Origin of the sequence: Mycobacterium timonense (assembly GCF_025821985.1) — a bacterium.
GTDB lineage: Bacteria > Actinomycetota > Actinomycetes > Mycobacteriales > Mycobacteriaceae > Mycobacterium > Mycobacterium avium.
In genome coordinates this window covers 1-14,035 of sequence record NZ_JACKSY010000114.1, presented here as the reverse complement: position 1 = coordinate 14,035, position 14,035 = coordinate 1, and the positions used below count along the sequence as shown (strand labels likewise).

17 protein-coding genes are annotated in these 14,035 nt (G+C 65.8%); 8 read left to right on the top strand and 9 right to left on the bottom strand.

Annotation, left to right across the window (positions count from 1 at the left end; all coding sequences use genetic code 11):
* Positions 1 to 335 precede the first annotated feature (335 nt).
* The 5 genes from H7I87_RS27375 to H7I87_RS27355 are packed head-to-tail and all read left to right on the top strand — an operon-like array spanning position 336 to position 4,227.
* Positions 336 to 779, top strand: coding sequence for a helix-turn-helix domain-containing protein (locus tag H7I87_RS27375; protein ID WP_062886397.1), 444 nt, complete (start codon positions 336 to 338; stop codon positions 777 to 779).
* Positions 779 to 1,279 carry a hypothetical protein gene (locus H7I87_RS27370; RefSeq protein ID WP_083071401.1) on the top strand — a complete coding sequence of 167 codons (501 nt, stop codon included), beginning with the start codon at positions 779 to 781 and terminating at the stop codon, positions 1,277 to 1,279. Before H7I87_RS27375 ends, H7I87_RS27370 begins: the two co-directional genes overlap by 1 nt.
* Positions 1,276 to 2,475 (top strand): DUF6545 domain-containing protein, encoded by a 1,200-nt coding sequence (locus H7I87_RS27365; protein WP_062886399.1) that lies wholly within the window; start codon positions 1,276 to 1,278, stop codon positions 2,473 to 2,475. Before H7I87_RS27370 ends, H7I87_RS27365 begins: the two co-directional genes overlap by 4 nt.
* Positions 2,476 to 2,477: 2 nt before the next feature.
* Positions 2,478 to 3,881: a cytochrome P450 gene (locus H7I87_RS27360; RefSeq protein ID WP_081216165.1), complete on the top strand. Its 1,404-nt coding sequence runs from the start codon at positions 2,478 to 2,480 to the stop codon at positions 3,879 to 3,881.
* Positions 3,882 to 3,909: 28 nt separating this feature from the next.
* Entirely contained in the window at positions 3,910 to 4,227 is a 318-nt protein-coding gene (locus H7I87_RS27355) for a hypothetical protein (RefSeq protein WP_062886400.1), read from the top strand.
* 275 nt (positions 4,228 to 4,502) lie between these two features.
* Here H7I87_RS27355 and H7I87_RS27350 read toward each other — a convergent pair whose 3' ends face one another.
* The 7 genes from H7I87_RS27350 to H7I87_RS27320 all read right to left on the bottom strand — a co-directional run bounded on the left by H7I87_RS27350 (position 4,503) and on the right by H7I87_RS27320 (position 7,655).
* Positions 4,503 to 4,838 carry an ASCH domain-containing protein gene (locus tag H7I87_RS27350; RefSeq protein ID WP_231102389.1) on the bottom strand — a complete coding sequence of 112 codons (336 nt, stop codon included), beginning with the start codon at positions 4,836 to 4,838 and terminating at the stop codon, positions 4,503 to 4,505.
* Positions 4,838 to 5,158, bottom strand: coding sequence for a hypothetical protein (locus tag H7I87_RS27345; RefSeq protein WP_062886401.1), 321 nt, complete (start codon positions 5,156 to 5,158; stop codon positions 4,838 to 4,840). The genes H7I87_RS27350 and H7I87_RS27345 overlap by 1 nt, the downstream gene beginning before the upstream one ends.
* Before the next feature lie 631 nt (positions 5,159 to 5,789).
* Complete coding sequence (locus H7I87_RS27340) at positions 5,790 to 6,374, bottom strand: hypothetical protein (RefSeq protein ID WP_062886402.1); 585 nt, start codon at positions 6,372 to 6,374, stop codon at positions 5,790 to 5,792.
* A gap of 57 nt (positions 6,375 to 6,431) precedes the next feature.
* A complete protein-coding gene (locus tag H7I87_RS27335) occupies positions 6,432 to 6,659 on the bottom strand; it encodes a hypothetical protein (protein WP_062886403.1) in 228 nt (75 codons plus the stop codon).
* A gap of 15 nt (positions 6,660 to 6,674) precedes the next feature.
* On the bottom strand, positions 6,675 to 7,049 hold the full coding sequence (locus H7I87_RS27330; RefSeq protein ID WP_231102388.1) for a type II toxin-antitoxin system VapC family toxin: 375 nt from the start codon (positions 7,047 to 7,049) through the stop codon (positions 6,675 to 6,677).
* A gap of 5 nt (positions 7,050 to 7,054) precedes the next feature.
* Positions 7,055 to 7,276, bottom strand: coding sequence for a hypothetical protein (locus tag H7I87_RS27325; RefSeq protein WP_062886405.1), 222 nt, complete (start codon positions 7,274 to 7,276; stop codon positions 7,055 to 7,057).
* Positions 7,277 to 7,397: 121 nt separating this feature from the next.
* Positions 7,398 to 7,655 carry a hypothetical protein gene (locus H7I87_RS27320; RefSeq protein ID WP_244179102.1) on the bottom strand — a complete coding sequence of 86 codons (258 nt, stop codon included), beginning with the start codon at positions 7,653 to 7,655 and terminating at the stop codon, positions 7,398 to 7,400.
* 456 nt (positions 7,656 to 8,111) lie between these two features.
* Between H7I87_RS27320 and H7I87_RS27315 the strand changes: the two genes are divergently transcribed.
* Together H7I87_RS27315 and H7I87_RS27310 are read left to right on the top strand one after the other, a co-directional pair.
* Positions 8,112 to 9,005, top strand: a complete 894-nt coding sequence (locus tag H7I87_RS27315) for a hypothetical protein (RefSeq protein WP_062886406.1) — start codon at positions 8,112 to 8,114, stop codon at positions 9,003 to 9,005.
* Positions 9,006 to 9,108: 103 nt separating this feature from the next.
* On the top strand, positions 9,109 to 9,744 hold the full coding sequence (locus tag H7I87_RS27310; RefSeq protein WP_139800092.1) for a hypothetical protein: 636 nt from the start codon (positions 9,109 to 9,111) through the stop codon (positions 9,742 to 9,744).
* Between the two features lie 66 nt (positions 9,745 to 9,810).
* On the opposite strand, the gene H7I87_RS27305 is transcribed toward H7I87_RS27310, so the two are convergent.
* Positions 9,811 to 10,170, bottom strand: coding sequence for a hypothetical protein (locus H7I87_RS27305; RefSeq protein ID WP_139800093.1), 360 nt, complete (start codon positions 10,168 to 10,170; stop codon positions 9,811 to 9,813).
* A 1,095-nt stretch (positions 10,171 to 11,265) separates the two neighbouring features.
* Between H7I87_RS27305 and H7I87_RS27300 the strand changes: the two genes are divergently transcribed.
* Complete coding sequence (locus H7I87_RS27300) at positions 11,266 to 12,291, top strand: EspK C-terminal domain-containing protein (RefSeq protein WP_139800094.1); 1,026 nt, start codon at positions 11,266 to 11,268, stop codon at positions 12,289 to 12,291.
* Positions 12,292 to 12,554: 263 nt separating this feature from the next.
* Here the strand turns inward: H7I87_RS27300 and H7I87_RS27295 are convergent, their stop codons facing one another.
* On the bottom strand, positions 12,555 to 13,913 hold the full coding sequence (locus H7I87_RS27295) for an IS1380 family transposase (protein ID WP_062886410.1): 1,359 nt from the start codon (positions 13,911 to 13,913) through the stop codon (positions 12,555 to 12,557).
* Positions 13,914 to 14,035: the final 122 nt, after the last annotated feature.

The following is a 14,035-nucleotide window of genomic DNA, read 5'->3' as shown; positions in this document are numbered from 1 at the left end:
GTACCCGCGCACCAACGCGATGTCGGAGTCGGTCGTCGGTAGCTGGGTACAGGTCCCGATCGCTCGGCCGACAGGGTGCGATGCGAGGGATGGGTGCGGCGCTCTACTGACCATGCCGTTGTTTATATCGGTAAACTTCTTAGCGCGCAACGTGTACTCAGGTGAATGTGGCACGGTGGATGCGTGCTTGACACCCGTCCACCCGCCCGCCATCCACCGCTCGCCAGGGGCGCCCCTACACCCCTAGCTGCACCAATAGCGGAAACCGAACTCTGTAGTAACATCAGTACACGCCCCGGGCCCGACACAGAAACGAGAGTACATTGAGTGAATCGATGCCCGTGACCGAACAACCCTCTGAGCTGTCGATCAAGCTCAACAAGCTCTTCCAGACGATGCGCAAGCCCTCCGAACCGACCCTATCTAATGCCGCAGCCGCCGAAGCCATCACCCGCCAAACCGGCGTCTCGATCAGCGCGGCATACCTCTGGCAACTACGCCAAGGCATCAAGAACAACCCCACCGTCGCCCACCTGCGTGCGATCGCCGAGTTCTTCGGCGTCACACCGTCCTACCTGATCGACCCCGGTATCGACCCCAAGATCGACGAGCAGCTCGACCTGCTGGCAGCACTGCGCGACGCCGGCATCCGTGACCTCGCCTTACGCGCCAACGGGCTCACCCCTGAGGCCATCGACAGCCTACGAGCTATGGTCGATCATGCACGGCAACTCGAGCGGTTGCCGCCTGTGGACGTATCCGGGGACAGGGAGCCATAGTGGCGATCTCGAACGAAGACATGCTCGCGATGGCGCGCGAGCTTCCCATTCCCGTCCCCTGGGACCGCGACCTGTTCATCGACAACATCGCCGAGATGCGCGGCCGCCCGATCACCCTGATCCCCACCGACACCGCCGCCCTGATCGACAGTCCCTGCGGATTGTGGCTCACCCGCGACAAGGATGACCTAATCCTGCACGAGGTCGGCACCTCCGACTACCACGTCGACCAGATTGTCTGCCACGAGATCGGGCACATGATGCTCGGTCACGGCCGCACCCGCGCCTTCGGCGCCGACCGCGACCGCGAGATCGAGATATGCCGGTTGGTGATGCCCAACATCGACCCCGCCGTGGTCAACGCAGTCCTGGGCCGCACCGACTTCGCCGGCGACCAGGAACGCGACGCGGAGATGTTCGCCAACATCCTCATGATCGCCGCAGCCGAACGTGCCAATCACGAGTCGATGATGCGCAGCGTGTTCTTTCGATCGAGGTGACCACCTCAGTCCCGGCCTACCTGACCTGGCCGCTGCTGGTCTTCATGGTCATCGTCGTCGCGACTCGCTACCTGTTCTTCAACAGCAGCGCCTACGAGACCTATCTCAACCACACTCTGGCCCTGATGGTCACCTCCAACCTCCTGCGCGAACGCGTCATCGAGACAGCCCTCACCGACCACCACCTCCTGTCGATCACTGCGGCCCAACAACTTTCACTGGCGGTCATGATCTTCGCCGCGGCAGAGTTCATCGGCTTTGTCACCCTCTGGTCGGGCCGCTCCCCGGATCAGACCCGGCGTCGGCACCGCTGCCACCGTGGCGCCGCCGCGGCACTGGCCCTCGGCTTCCTCGCCGCCGCCACCCCCGCCCGCCGCGCCGGACAGACCCTCGAAGAGTTCGGCGGCTGGTCCAGCGTGCTTGCCTGGGCGTTGCTCACCAGCATCTTCATCGCCTTGGCCTACCGCCTGCTGCGCATGGCAATCAGCGAGCTACTGCGCCCCGACGCCAAACCCCGCGAGCGCCTTCTGTCCGCCGGCGGCTTCGTCATCGGCATCGCTGTCGCCAGCACGAGCATCGACGCCGTCATCCTCGCCACCCTCGAACAACTCGGCTGGATGCACACCATCGCCTTCCGGCTGAACCTGCACGGTTCAAACATCTTCTGGGAAACCGTGGGCGTCAGCTTCATCGCCGCAGTCCCGGCCGCCAAAGCCCTCACCGCACGCATCGGCCTCGACGCCACCAGCCGCCACTGGCGCCAACTGCAGCCCCTGCGCGCTGCCATGATCCATGCCGTCCCCGCCATCGCGTTCGAGCTAGGCCATCCCAGCACCCGCCGCCAGAAGACCCCGTTGGACTTGCACCAAACCACCGTCCAGATCCGCGACGCGATCCTGCAGCTGCGCGGCTACTTCCACGACGTCGACCCCGCCCAGGCCGACCGCTACTACCACCGCTACTCGATTCCCGCCCGCCAGCGCGAGCCCGCTCTGGCCGCGCTGCAACTGGCCAACGCCGTCCAAACCAAGGCCGCCGGCGCCACCCCCGCCCCCCTCAACACCACCGTCATCCTCAAGTCCAGATCCACCAACCTCGAGGAAGAGACCGCTGAACTACTACAGCTGGCCCGCTGGTGGCCCCAAGCCCAACAGGACGCCCAGCCCCACAGCAGCACTACGGAAATGAGCCAATAGCGATGCCTACCAACACTTCTGCCACGCTCCCCCACCCCCGCTGGCGCCTGCCGATCATCGGCGACCTGCTCACCATCGACCTCGCCAACCCCTGCCAAGGCCTGGCCAAAGACAACGTCGCCCGCGGCGGCATCGTCGAACAACGCATCTTCGACGTCCCCGTCATCGTCTTGTCCGACGCCGGCCTCATCGACGACGTCAACAACGAAGCCGCCTGGGAAAAGCACGTCGGCCACTCGCTGCGCAAACTTCGCCCCGTCGCCGGCGACGGCCTGTTCACCGCCTACAACCACGAACCGAACTGGCAAAAGGCCCACAACATCCTCATGCCCGCGTTCACCAAGGCGGCCATGGAGTCCTACCACCCCACCATGACCGCCACCGTTCGCGAACTCACAGACGCCTGGACCACGCGGGCCGCCGACAACTCCTGGATCGACATCCCCGCCGAAGCCAACCGCCTCACCACCGAAATCGTCGCCCGCGCCGGCATCGGCCACTCCTTCAACAAACTCGACGACACCAACGAAGACCCCTTCATCACCACCGTCCTGCGCGAGCTCAAATACGCAAACCGCCGCACCGACGCCATCCCGTTCTACGAGAAGTTCTTCGGCCAGGCCCAACGCCGCCAGCACCAACAGGACAAAGCCTGGTTACGCGAGCAGGTCGCCACCATCATCAACGACCGCCGCAACACCGGCCCCCACACCGAGACCCGCGACATGCTCGACTACATGCTCAACACCGCCGACCCCGACAGCGGCGAGCACCTCGACGACGCCAACATCACCAACCAAATCCTGACCCTGCTCGTCGCCGGCAGCGAAACCTCCGCCAACGCAATCGGATTCGCCCTGCACTTCCTCGCCCACCACCCCGACATCGCCGCGGCCGCCCGCACCGAAATCGACCAACGCTGGCCCAGCCGCGACTTCCCCGACATCGCCTTCGACGACGTCGCCCGCCTGCGCTACCTACGCCGCGTCGTCGACGAAACCCTGCGCCTATGGCCCGTGGCCCCCGGCTACTTCCGCCAAGCCAAGACCGACACCACCATTGGTGACGGCAAATACCACTTCGCAACGGGCGACTGGGTTTTCGTTCTCCTCCTAGCCGCCCACCGCGACCCCAACACCTGGGGCCCCGACGCCGATCAGTTCCGCCCCGACCGCTTCCTACCCGAGAATCTGCGCAGCCTGCCCCGCTACGTCTACAAGCCCTTCGGCACCGGAGCCCGCGCCTGCATCGGCCGCCAATTCGCACTCCACGAAATCATGCTCACCCTGGCCGCCGTCCTGCACCAATTCGACCTGCAACCCGAACCCGGCTACACCCTCAAGGTGTCCGAAACCCTCACCCTCAAACCCGACGCACTGCGCCTACGCCTAAAACCGCGCCAATAGATTCCGTGCAGGATCCCCGGCACTAGTCATGACCAACGCCCGGTCCTCGCCATGGCTCGACGCCCGCGCCAACCTGCTCATCACGCTGCTCGCTGAACGCCACGGCCTGACAGTCAGCCTCGACACCGCCCGCCAGGACATTTCCGACGATCTCGACCACGTCGCTCGGCTGATGCGCATCGGCCGCCAGGCCGCCAAGATGTACATCACCGACGACACGATCAGCGCGATGGCCGACCGGATCGCCGTGGCCGTCGCCGAGCACCGCGCCACCAACATCCCGGCCCCCGGCCCCATGGCCGGCCCTGTCGTCGACCTCGACGAAGAGCGCCGGCGCCGCCGCTAATCCCACTCCGGATCGGGGAGGACGACCGTGAAGGTGTCATCTCTCGCTAGAGCGTTGTGATCCAACCCGAAGAGGACACAGGTGCATCCGTCGCCAGGCCCACATCGGGCACAGCTCCGCCCGGCACTGCCTCATCGCCCGGTGCCGGCCCTTATCGAGCGCCCCGGCACTGGGCAGGCCGTGCACATTCCGGTGTTGTCGTCGAAGGTGACCGTCCACGCGCACGGCCCGGAAAGCGCGTATTCGGTGCACCCGCAGCCGCGGCAGATTCGCGGTTACCGCCACTGGATGCGGGTCACCTGGTCGTCCGCGGTGACGCCTTTGTGGGTGGCGCAGAAGAACTCGACGAACTCGGCAACGGTCATCTCCGGGAAGCCTTCGTCGGCGACGTCGCCAGCCGTGATGGCGCCCAGGCGTTCACGCGTCACTGAGATGACGTCGACCGTGACGATCCGCTCGAGCTCCTCGCCCGGGCGGCGACCGCGCACCTTCGGACACAACGTGAGCTGGTCTCCGGGCTTCAACATCTGCCAGCCCGCGCGCCGAGTCACCGTCTTGACTCGGTTCCGTACGAGGAGCGCGGTGTGCGCCACCTCCATCAGCCGCGCCATCAGTTGGCCCCGTCCGTATCGGCCGCGTCGGCCGCGGCGCGGATGTCCGCCTTCGTGACACCAGGGAGCGGACCTTTGGCCATGACCTGTTGCATCAGCTCCGCCATGCGCTCACGAACCTCAACCCTCACCTGCGCCTGAAGCTCAGGCGAGCCGACCGCGGCGGCAACCAGATCGTCGGCCTTCGCGTCGGCCGTCTCCGCCGGCAGAAAAAGGTTGCAGCCCGTAGACGCGCCGGAGGTGAATCCGTCGAACCAAACGTGAATCAGCGCTTGCTCCAACGGCATTCCGTACACGGGCGTCGTGTCGTCACTGGGCATGTTGCTTCCCTCCGGCGGGATATCTGGGCCAGCTCAATTGTGGTCCGCCCACGCCCGGTTCAGGCGCATGGAACTGGGCGCTGCCATCAGGCCAGGTCGGGGGCTTTCACGCCTTCGATGAATTGAGACTCCAGCCAAGGGGGCCGTGCCATCGGTGCTGCTCAGGACGCGTCCGGCTTTCCCGCCGGTCCGTTGTCGCTACGCCGAGCGGGTGGCTGCGCTCTTACTGACCTGGATTTCGAACTTCGTTCCGCTCTTGAAGTCGGCCACCAGGCCGACGTCGTAGTGCTTGACAATGTGTTCGGCTGCGTGATGCACCCGCGACAGCCAGTCCTCCAAGCCGGCGGCCAGCTCACCATCGTCGGGGTCGATGATGTCCTCGCCGGCGAGGAACTCGGTGTTGGCCGGATTGAGAAGGGCCCACGCTCAGCTTCCAGGAGAACGGCCCTTCCTGAATCCCGAAGTACACCAGCGGTTCTCCTTCACATCGGGTTAGGGATGTTCATTCGGCAGGCGCACGCCAGGCGAGCCTCGGCGAGCAGCTGGTCGGCAGCCGCACGATCCGGCTGTACGCGCTCGATCGCGCCGTCAGCGATCAGCGCGTCAATCTTGCTCCGGCCTTGGTTCCACCTCATGCCGTGCGGTCCAGCTCGATCGGTACTCGTGGCTTATTCCGCACGTCAGCAAGGAAGCCGTCGTCTTGGGTTTCACTCGCCCAGCGATCCGGCAGGACCCGGGCGATGTGCACTGGAAAGTGCAGCAACTCTTCGGCTCGGCGGGCAGCCTCATCGAGGTCGTCGAGGTCTGCATTGCCCACGACCAGCACGTCGACGTCTGCAGGCGGCGGCCCGGGCTCACCGACGTAGCGCCGCGCCCAGGAACCGAACACGAATGCCTGGAGAACGCCGTCCACCTGGGCCAGTTCATTCGGCAGCACCGACAGCGGTCCGTAGGTGAGCGATAGCAATTCAGTCAACGGTCGGGCCAAGCGCGTTTCGGCCGCTTTGATCAGCCGCATGTTCCCGAAACGGCGCTCCTGGACGAAGCCTGCGGCGGCCAGGCGCTCGACCTCATGGTGGACCGCTCGGACGGTCGCACCGATGTGCCGGGCGGCATCGCTGAGGCTGTACTCGATGTCGGGGTGTAGGTACAGGAGCGCCAGTAGTTCGCCCTGCAGCTGTGACCGCAGGATGGGCAACAACGCGGACGTTTTCATAACTCGTAAAGTACTATACGTGTTATGTAACTATCGGGAGGCTTGCCGGCGATAACGTCAGGCGGCGCCGCCTCTGATCAGCGTCAGTATCGGTTTTCCACACGAGGCGGCCGGCCCTGCCGGTGTCTGCTCGTCGAGCATGTCGTAGGCGGCCGACCGGATGGTGACCACGTCCAGCGGGCCCAGGTCGTTCACCCGCCCCAGGTAGTCGGCGATCTCCTCAGGGCTCATCCCATCGTCTAGGCAGCCACGAATCACGTTGCGTTGCAGTATGTTCAGCAGCATTTGTCTCACCTCTCTTCAGTTCGCCACAACCATCACTGGACATTGGATGCCTGCCGCGGTTTCGAGTGCGGGGTCGGCGGTCACGACCGTGCAGTCCAGCGCTTCGGCCAGCGCCACGTAGCTTGCCGCGCCGGCGTCGAGGACCTCGCGCAGTTCCCACACCCGGGAGAGCAGTCCGAGCTCGCTGACCCGCCGGACCCCAAGATTCCGCCAGGTGCTTACCGCCGCCTGCGCGGTTTTGGCGTCGAGGTGCCCACCGGTCAGGCAGCGGCGCAACCCGTTGACCACCTCGACGTCGATCACGTCCGGGGCCCACACCCGATCGCCGGCCAAGACCTTGCGGGCCTGCCCTTCGTTGAGCAGCCCGGCCAGCGCAGCGGAGGCGTCCACGACGATCACTTCGGCGAACGGCCTTCATCGACCGCGGCAACGATGTCGGCAGTGTCCACGCTGAGGTTGGGTAACGCGGCCAACAGGTCGGCGTTGTCGGCACGACGTGCCGCTTCAGCCAGCTCCCGCACCGCATAGGTGTTCACCGAGACGCGCTCACGGGCAGCGAGCCGCTCGAGGCGTTCGACCACGTCGGCTGGCACGTTCCGGAGGTACACCGTCCCCATGTCGCACAATGCTAGCAGAATGCAACACGGGTCCCCTGCTTGCCCCCGTAACTGACGGATCCGCCCAGCCGCCTCGTCGTTCGACGAGGCCGGCACCAGCGCCCCGCCTCGACCAGGCCTCCTACGGATGCGGGAAGATTGCCTCGATACGCGGGCCATCAGTCGACCAGAACACCTTGTAAGGCGGATGCCCGATGACTGGCAGCCGCATTCGGATACCGGCCGGCGTCGTAATGGCCGTCGACAGCGACTGGGCCTGACCGGGAAGCCGGAAAATCAGCTCCACCGTGTCCAGCACCGCGTTGTAGAGGTCCGCATCGGCGCCCGCTTCAAGCTCGTCGAGCTGAGCATCGGCGACCTCGGAGTAGTCGCCCTCCACACTCACGTGCGTCGCGCTCGGGCCCTACGCACCGTGGGCGACGCCGCTGCGCGCGCTAACAGCTCACGCAGTTCTGGATCGGAGTCGAACTCATGCTGGGCCTCCGTGACCAGCCTTGCTGGCTGCAAAAGCAAACTGCCATCGGGATTTTCACGCATCACGAACCGCTGGTTGGGCCTTCCAGGCAGAACCGCTCGGCTGCGGGCGTCGGTCTCGACGAGGGCAGGTTCACTCACAGAAGCCACGTTAGCCCATTTTCCCACAATGGGCTAACAGCGCGGCTCGAGGTCTCCATCGGTAAACCGCGCGATAGCTGCACGGACGGCGGGCCGCCTGGGTGCGGCTACCGGTGTGCCCGGAGTAACACAGCCCGCAAGATGGGCAAACGACATGTCCCTAGAATTCGCGAGAGTTGGCACACCGCAACGCAGTCGGCCCACACCTAGGCTCGGATCGATGGACTGGCCGAACGCAGCCGCGGCACAAGATCGCCGCCGAAACATTGCCGACTTCGACGTCGACTGGCCATATCGCGACCACGACGCCGCCGACTTCCTATCCCTTGCCACCCCGCCCGGCACCATCGACGAGGACGCACTCCCCACCCAACTGGCCGCAAAACGGCGCAGCCGCGGCCGCCAACACACCACGTATCCGCCGATCGACTGGCGACACTTCACCACGCACCCGGGTTGGTGCTACACCCGATCCGAACGCCGCGCACTGCGGGCAGCCACCATCGCGTGGCCGACCGCACGCGAAGATCTCGCCAGTTACGCCAACGCAGACATTCTCGAGGCCGAGTGGGATGCCCGCTTCGGCGACAGCGACTACACCCACCGCGGCGCCGCCGCCCTTGTCTGGCGTGAACCCAACGCTGTCATCGCGGCCTACCGATCAGCCGAGTCCGCTCGTCACAGCCGACTCTGGAAAACCGAACTGCTCGACGCCTGCCGCGCCCGCATCGACGTCGATGCCCGCCTCACGCGGATCGTCACGGCCGCCCACCGCCTCTGGCGCACCCACGCCGACACTCATCTGCATGTCGGTGCCACCGATCCCACCGGATGGGCTGATCTCCTCGCGGCCATCGACACACTCACCGAATACGCCCGCGTCCTCAACGGTCGTGCCGATCACCTCGTCGCGTACCGCGAGATCCTGCGCCTCGACGTCGAGGACCGCTGGATACGACTCGAGTTCGGCCTGCCGCCCGACACCGGCGTTCTGGACCGCCGAGCCCTTGACCAGGAGGTTGAACAGGAGTTATGCGACTTGCTCGACCGATTGACCCGCACCATCCAGACCGCCGACGGCGATGTGCCACCAAAAGCCGAGGTCTCGAACTGACCGCACCCAAACAACGCCCGTTGCACAATGCTAGCAACGTGCTAGCATTGTGCTAGCGGACGTAGCGCTACCCGGCCCTGCCATCCCTGAGAGGAGGCCCGCAATGGCACAAAACGCACAGCTCGACGCCCTATTCACCAGTGACGTCGCAAACTGGGACAGCTACCATTCACCTATGGAGGGAAATCTGCCGCCAGTCAGCGCACCGCCCGAGCCTCCCGCCCCGTGGCCGCCCTACTACCCGCCTGCCCAGCCGGCACGGCGGTGGCTCCCTGTCGCGATCATCGTCGCGGCCATCATCCTCGCCGCAGCCGTGATCGGCGCCGTCGTCCTTTCGCGCAGTCCCAACACCGCCGCCCCTGCAGCCCCCGCCCCAACCGCGGTGGCGAGCGCCCCCGCGCCGGCAAACGTCGCTGTCGACAGCTCGACTTGCAAGGCCTGGCAATCGACCAAGCCCGCTCTCGACGCCATTCCCGCGCTACCGGATGGCTGGGACTGGAATACGCCAAATATCAACACGTATATCTCAAATCGCAATGCGGCGATCACCAAGGCGCTCAACCTGTTCGAGCCCAAGATCTCCGATACTCCTGCAGATGTTGCTGCGGCCGCCCGGGGTTACGTCGCGGCTAAGCGGGATGAGGTTCGTATGCTTGCCGATCGGAGTTTTACCTCGGCTGATGCGGTCACGGTCAACGCAGCCTACGCGCAGTTGGACCAGATCTGCTCGACAAAGTAGGACCCGTTGCCGCCAAAGCCGACAACCCCGCACGCATCTGAGATTCTCCAGAATTACTGGGAGGACTCACTTGAGCCTGGCGAGTTGATGCGGCGCTCGCTGGAGATGACGAAGCTCTCCGGTCAGCTCGTCGCCGCCGCGCAGGATGGTCAGGTCGACGCAGTACGGCTGCTCAACTATGGTCAGGGCGACCTGGCTGAGGTGATCTCGGGTACCTGGACGAAGTACTTCCTCACTGTGGGTGTTGTCGGCGCTCAGGTCGGTCAGGCGGCCGCTTGCCTGAGTGCATGGGCGACCACACTCGGCGCAATGCTGACCCAAATGGACACAGTCGTCGCGTGGGCCGAATCCGCCATTGAGGCCTTTGAGGCAGCCCGTGTCGCAGAGGAAGCCGCGGGCGTGGACGTCGACCAGCTGATCGAGCAAGTCAAGCAAGAAGCCAAAACGCAGATACAGGCAATCTCAGGTGCCGCCATGGGCGAACTCGCCGCGGTACCCAGCTGGGCAGGGAGCGTTCCCGGTGCCATGCAAAAGCCTGGGATGCCGGGGCCTGGTCAAGGTGCATCGCCCGGGAAAGGAAGCGGCGGCGCATCTGGGCCTGGCGAGCCCGCAGGCTCTCCAGGACGCCACGCAGGTGGCCGTGGCGGCGGTGGCGCATCCGGGCCCGGCCAGCCCGCCGCCTCTCCGACAAGCCATACGGCCCACGGCAGCGGCGGAGCATCGGCACCTGGTCAGCGGACGGCCTCGCCGGCAGGCCACACCACCGGTGGCGCTGGCGCATCCGGGCCCGGTCAAGCTCTCGCTAATCCCCATTCGGGTGGGGTGCCCAATGCAGCCTCCGCGCCGGGCGGGGCCTCCGCGCCGGGCGGCGCGCCAGGTGGTGGCAATGCAGTTCCCGGCGCTGGGGGACACACGCCGACCACTACTGCACCCTCGGGCGCAACATCCGGAGCGCCTGCCCCTGGCACCGGGACCAACGTAGGCGGGTCCGGCACGGGTGCGGCAGGAGCGAACAGTGGTGGCGCAGGCAGCGCCACTCCCGCCTCGCCAACACCCACAGCAGAGCCGATTTCGCATGCGTCAGCTCAGGCTCCTGCGGCTCAGGGGCCCGGCGCGGTACCTGCGGCTGGTGTTCATTCCGCTGTGCCGGGGATTGAGGCGGCGCCGGTTGCAGCGAGTGCCGCCGGGCCGGCTGCTGCTGCGCCCACGGCGGCGTCTGCGCCGTTGTCTGCTGCTCCGTTGAGTGCTGCGGCGGCGCCGCTGGCCTCGGCGGCGACTGGCGCTGTTCCTGCTCCTCCGCCAACGCCTCCTCCTCCGCCGGTCTCGGCGTTATCGCCAGTGGGGCCGAGTAGTGCTGTGCCGCCGCCTCCGACGATGGTCACACCTCCGCCTGCGACCGTGGCTAATGTGCCAGCGGCGGCGACACCGGGGCCTGCGCCGGCTCCTGTGCCTGGGCCCAGTCACGCACCTTCGCCTGGGCCTGTTCCGAGTGCGCATACTGTGGCGCAGTCGTCGACGCCGGTGTCCAATTCGTCGCAGCAGCAGCATAATCAGGATCCGATTGCGCCTTCGTCGTCTGGTCCTTCTGGTGGCGGTGCAGTGGGCCCGATCATTGCGCCGCTCACGGGTAACGATCCGTTGATCGTGCCGGCTGTGCTCGCCCCGCCGGCGAATCCCCTAGTGGCGTTTGGTGATCAGGATTTGGCAGCGGTGCGTGCGGTGGTTGAGGCCGCGGGTGGTGCGGCGCACGTGCATTGGGCTGCCGGCATGTTGGTGAGCAGTGGTCGGCGACAGGTCGTGGTGACATCCGATCGCGGCCGTGGTTGGGTCCCCGCCGAGTCTTTCTTGCCCGCGGACGTAATGAGTCCGTGGTCGCATGAGGACTCGTCGCGCTGGGAGGGGTTGATTGATCCGGCCCGTGTAATCGTCGAGTTTGCGGCGGCGTCTGACTCGCAGTTGACTGCGCTGGCGACGACATTCTCGAGCGCTCCCGCCGCCGCGGCGGGCGTCCCGTGGGCGCTGGTAGATGGGACCGACCGGGCGCATCCCGAGCTGCTTAGCGGGCCGGTGGTGACCCGCTTCGAGTTGCAGGTGTCGACCGAACGGCGACGCGCGGTCAAGCACATCACCGATTCGGTGAAGCAGCGCGAGCAGGTGTTGTGGTTGGCTTTCAACGCCGATGAAAAGGCTGGGTCTTCGGAGGCTCGGCGGCGGATGTTGTCGATCTTTCGTGATCAGTTGCGGCGCATCGACAATCCGCGGTGGGTGGCGTCGTTGCCATGGGAGCAGCTAGAAGAGGAGCATCACCAGCTCTGCGTCCAGGAGCGCGCGGCCCGTGTGGATGTGCGCGATGTGCCCGTCGGACAGGTCGACACCGAGGGTGGCGCGTGCCGGCGGTTGCTGGCGCAGGCGTATGCGACTGAGGCGGCGATGGCGTTGCGGAACCCAGTTGCGTTGCGGGCGTTGGCCGATGCGACGTATTCGTGGAGCATGTTGTTGGACTTACAGTTCACCGAACCCGCGCCGCCGGCGTTCGTCGCCCACTAGCCTCGATCTTTCATGTGGGTGGTGTTGGGGTTGATGGCGGCTCGTTGGTTGGTGGATAAGTCGTTGGGCGGCAGGGGTTTCCGGCGTTGCTTCTCGCCGGCGCTCCTGGTCCTTGGTCGCTGGAGTGGTNATCTTTCATGTGGGTGGTGTTGGGGTTGATGGCGGCTCGTTGGTTGGTGGATAAGTCGTTGGGCGGCAGGGGTTTCCGGCGTTGCTTCTCGCCGGCGCTCCTGGTCCTTGGTCGCTGGAGTGGTGGTTGTGAGTCAAGCGGTTCGTAGTGCGGTCCAGCCGGTTTCGATCAGGTCACTCCAGGGCCAGCCGCGGGGCAGGCGTAGGTAGTGGCGCCGTCCGGTGCTGATGATGCGTCCGGCCACCGCCAGGATCCGCAGGCGTAGTCGTTTGGGTTCCCAGCGCCTGGCGGGCCCGCTGGTGAATGCCAGGACTTGGGTCCAGACCAGCAGGTCAGCGGCGAGCAGGGTGATCTGCAGCCAGATCTGATTCTGATCGAACCGGTGGAACGGCAGGTTGGTCAGGCCGGTGTCTTTGAGGTTGCGGATTCGGTCTTCGGCACGAGCGCGTTGACGGTGGCGCACTTCCAGATCCGCGATCGACCATCCGATGGTGTTGGTCGCAAAACAGGTGATCCGCCACCCGTTATCGTCGGTGAGGCGCAACTGGGCACCAGGATGGGGGCGTTCGCGGCGGGCGATGACCCGCATCCCGGCGGGCCAACCCTTCAGCGTGTCGGGCAGATAGCGGGTCAACTCGGCCACCTGGGCGCCCTCACGGGGTGCGCCGTCCCCGTCGAGGGCAGCGCGCCAGGCCTGCCGCGGCACTTTCGATAAGGCCTGCACGATCGGGGGCATGCCGTAGAAACCGACGCTGTACTGCAGTTTCAGGTCGGTGATGTGGTGCAGGAAGTCTTTGACCCCACCGCCGGTGTCGGTACGCACCACCACCTGGGCTCGTTCGTGTTCGGGGAGTTGGGCCAGCGCGGCATCCAGGACCGCGATGTGGTCGGCGGCGTTGTTGGACCCCGCTGATCCTGGGCGCAGCAGCCCGGCGAGGGCTTCACCGGATCCGTGTTCGCCGTGGTCAACGAAAGCCAACATGGGGTGAAAGCCGTACCCGTACTTGAATGTCGGTGTCGCACCTTCCTTCTCGCTATGAGCGGTGAGCAGGGTGGCATCCAGATCGACGATCACTTGACTGCCCGCCACCGCGCCGACGGGCCGTCGCCGAGCCCACACCCGGGATCGGGCCGCAGCCCGTGCGGTCCGGATCGCGGCCAGGACGGCGTCCACGTCGGCGGCCAACGTAGTGATCAGCCGCGACACCGTCGCATCGGAGGCCACCGCCCCGAACAACTCAGGCTGGGCCCGCACCACCGCGATATCAGCGGCACAGTCGCCACCGAGGGCCACCGCGATCGCTACATCGATCAGCACCTTGGCCGGATCATGCACCGACCGTGGTGCCCGCCACGGCGCCAACGCCGCCGACATGGCCCTATCCAGTCCCGAACAGCGCAGTGTCTGGGACAACAAGAGCCCGCCGGCCGACGACACCAGCGAATCGCGTGCCGAATCCACCACCACCGAACACACCGCGCTACGCTTCACCTACGGAGTGCCTTTCCACTTGATGAAACCTTGACCCTCAGCAAGTCAATGTTCTCAAGCAGGACAGGCACTTCCGTGCATTACAGGGCCCGCGTCACCAGCCAATTCATGAAACGTCGAGG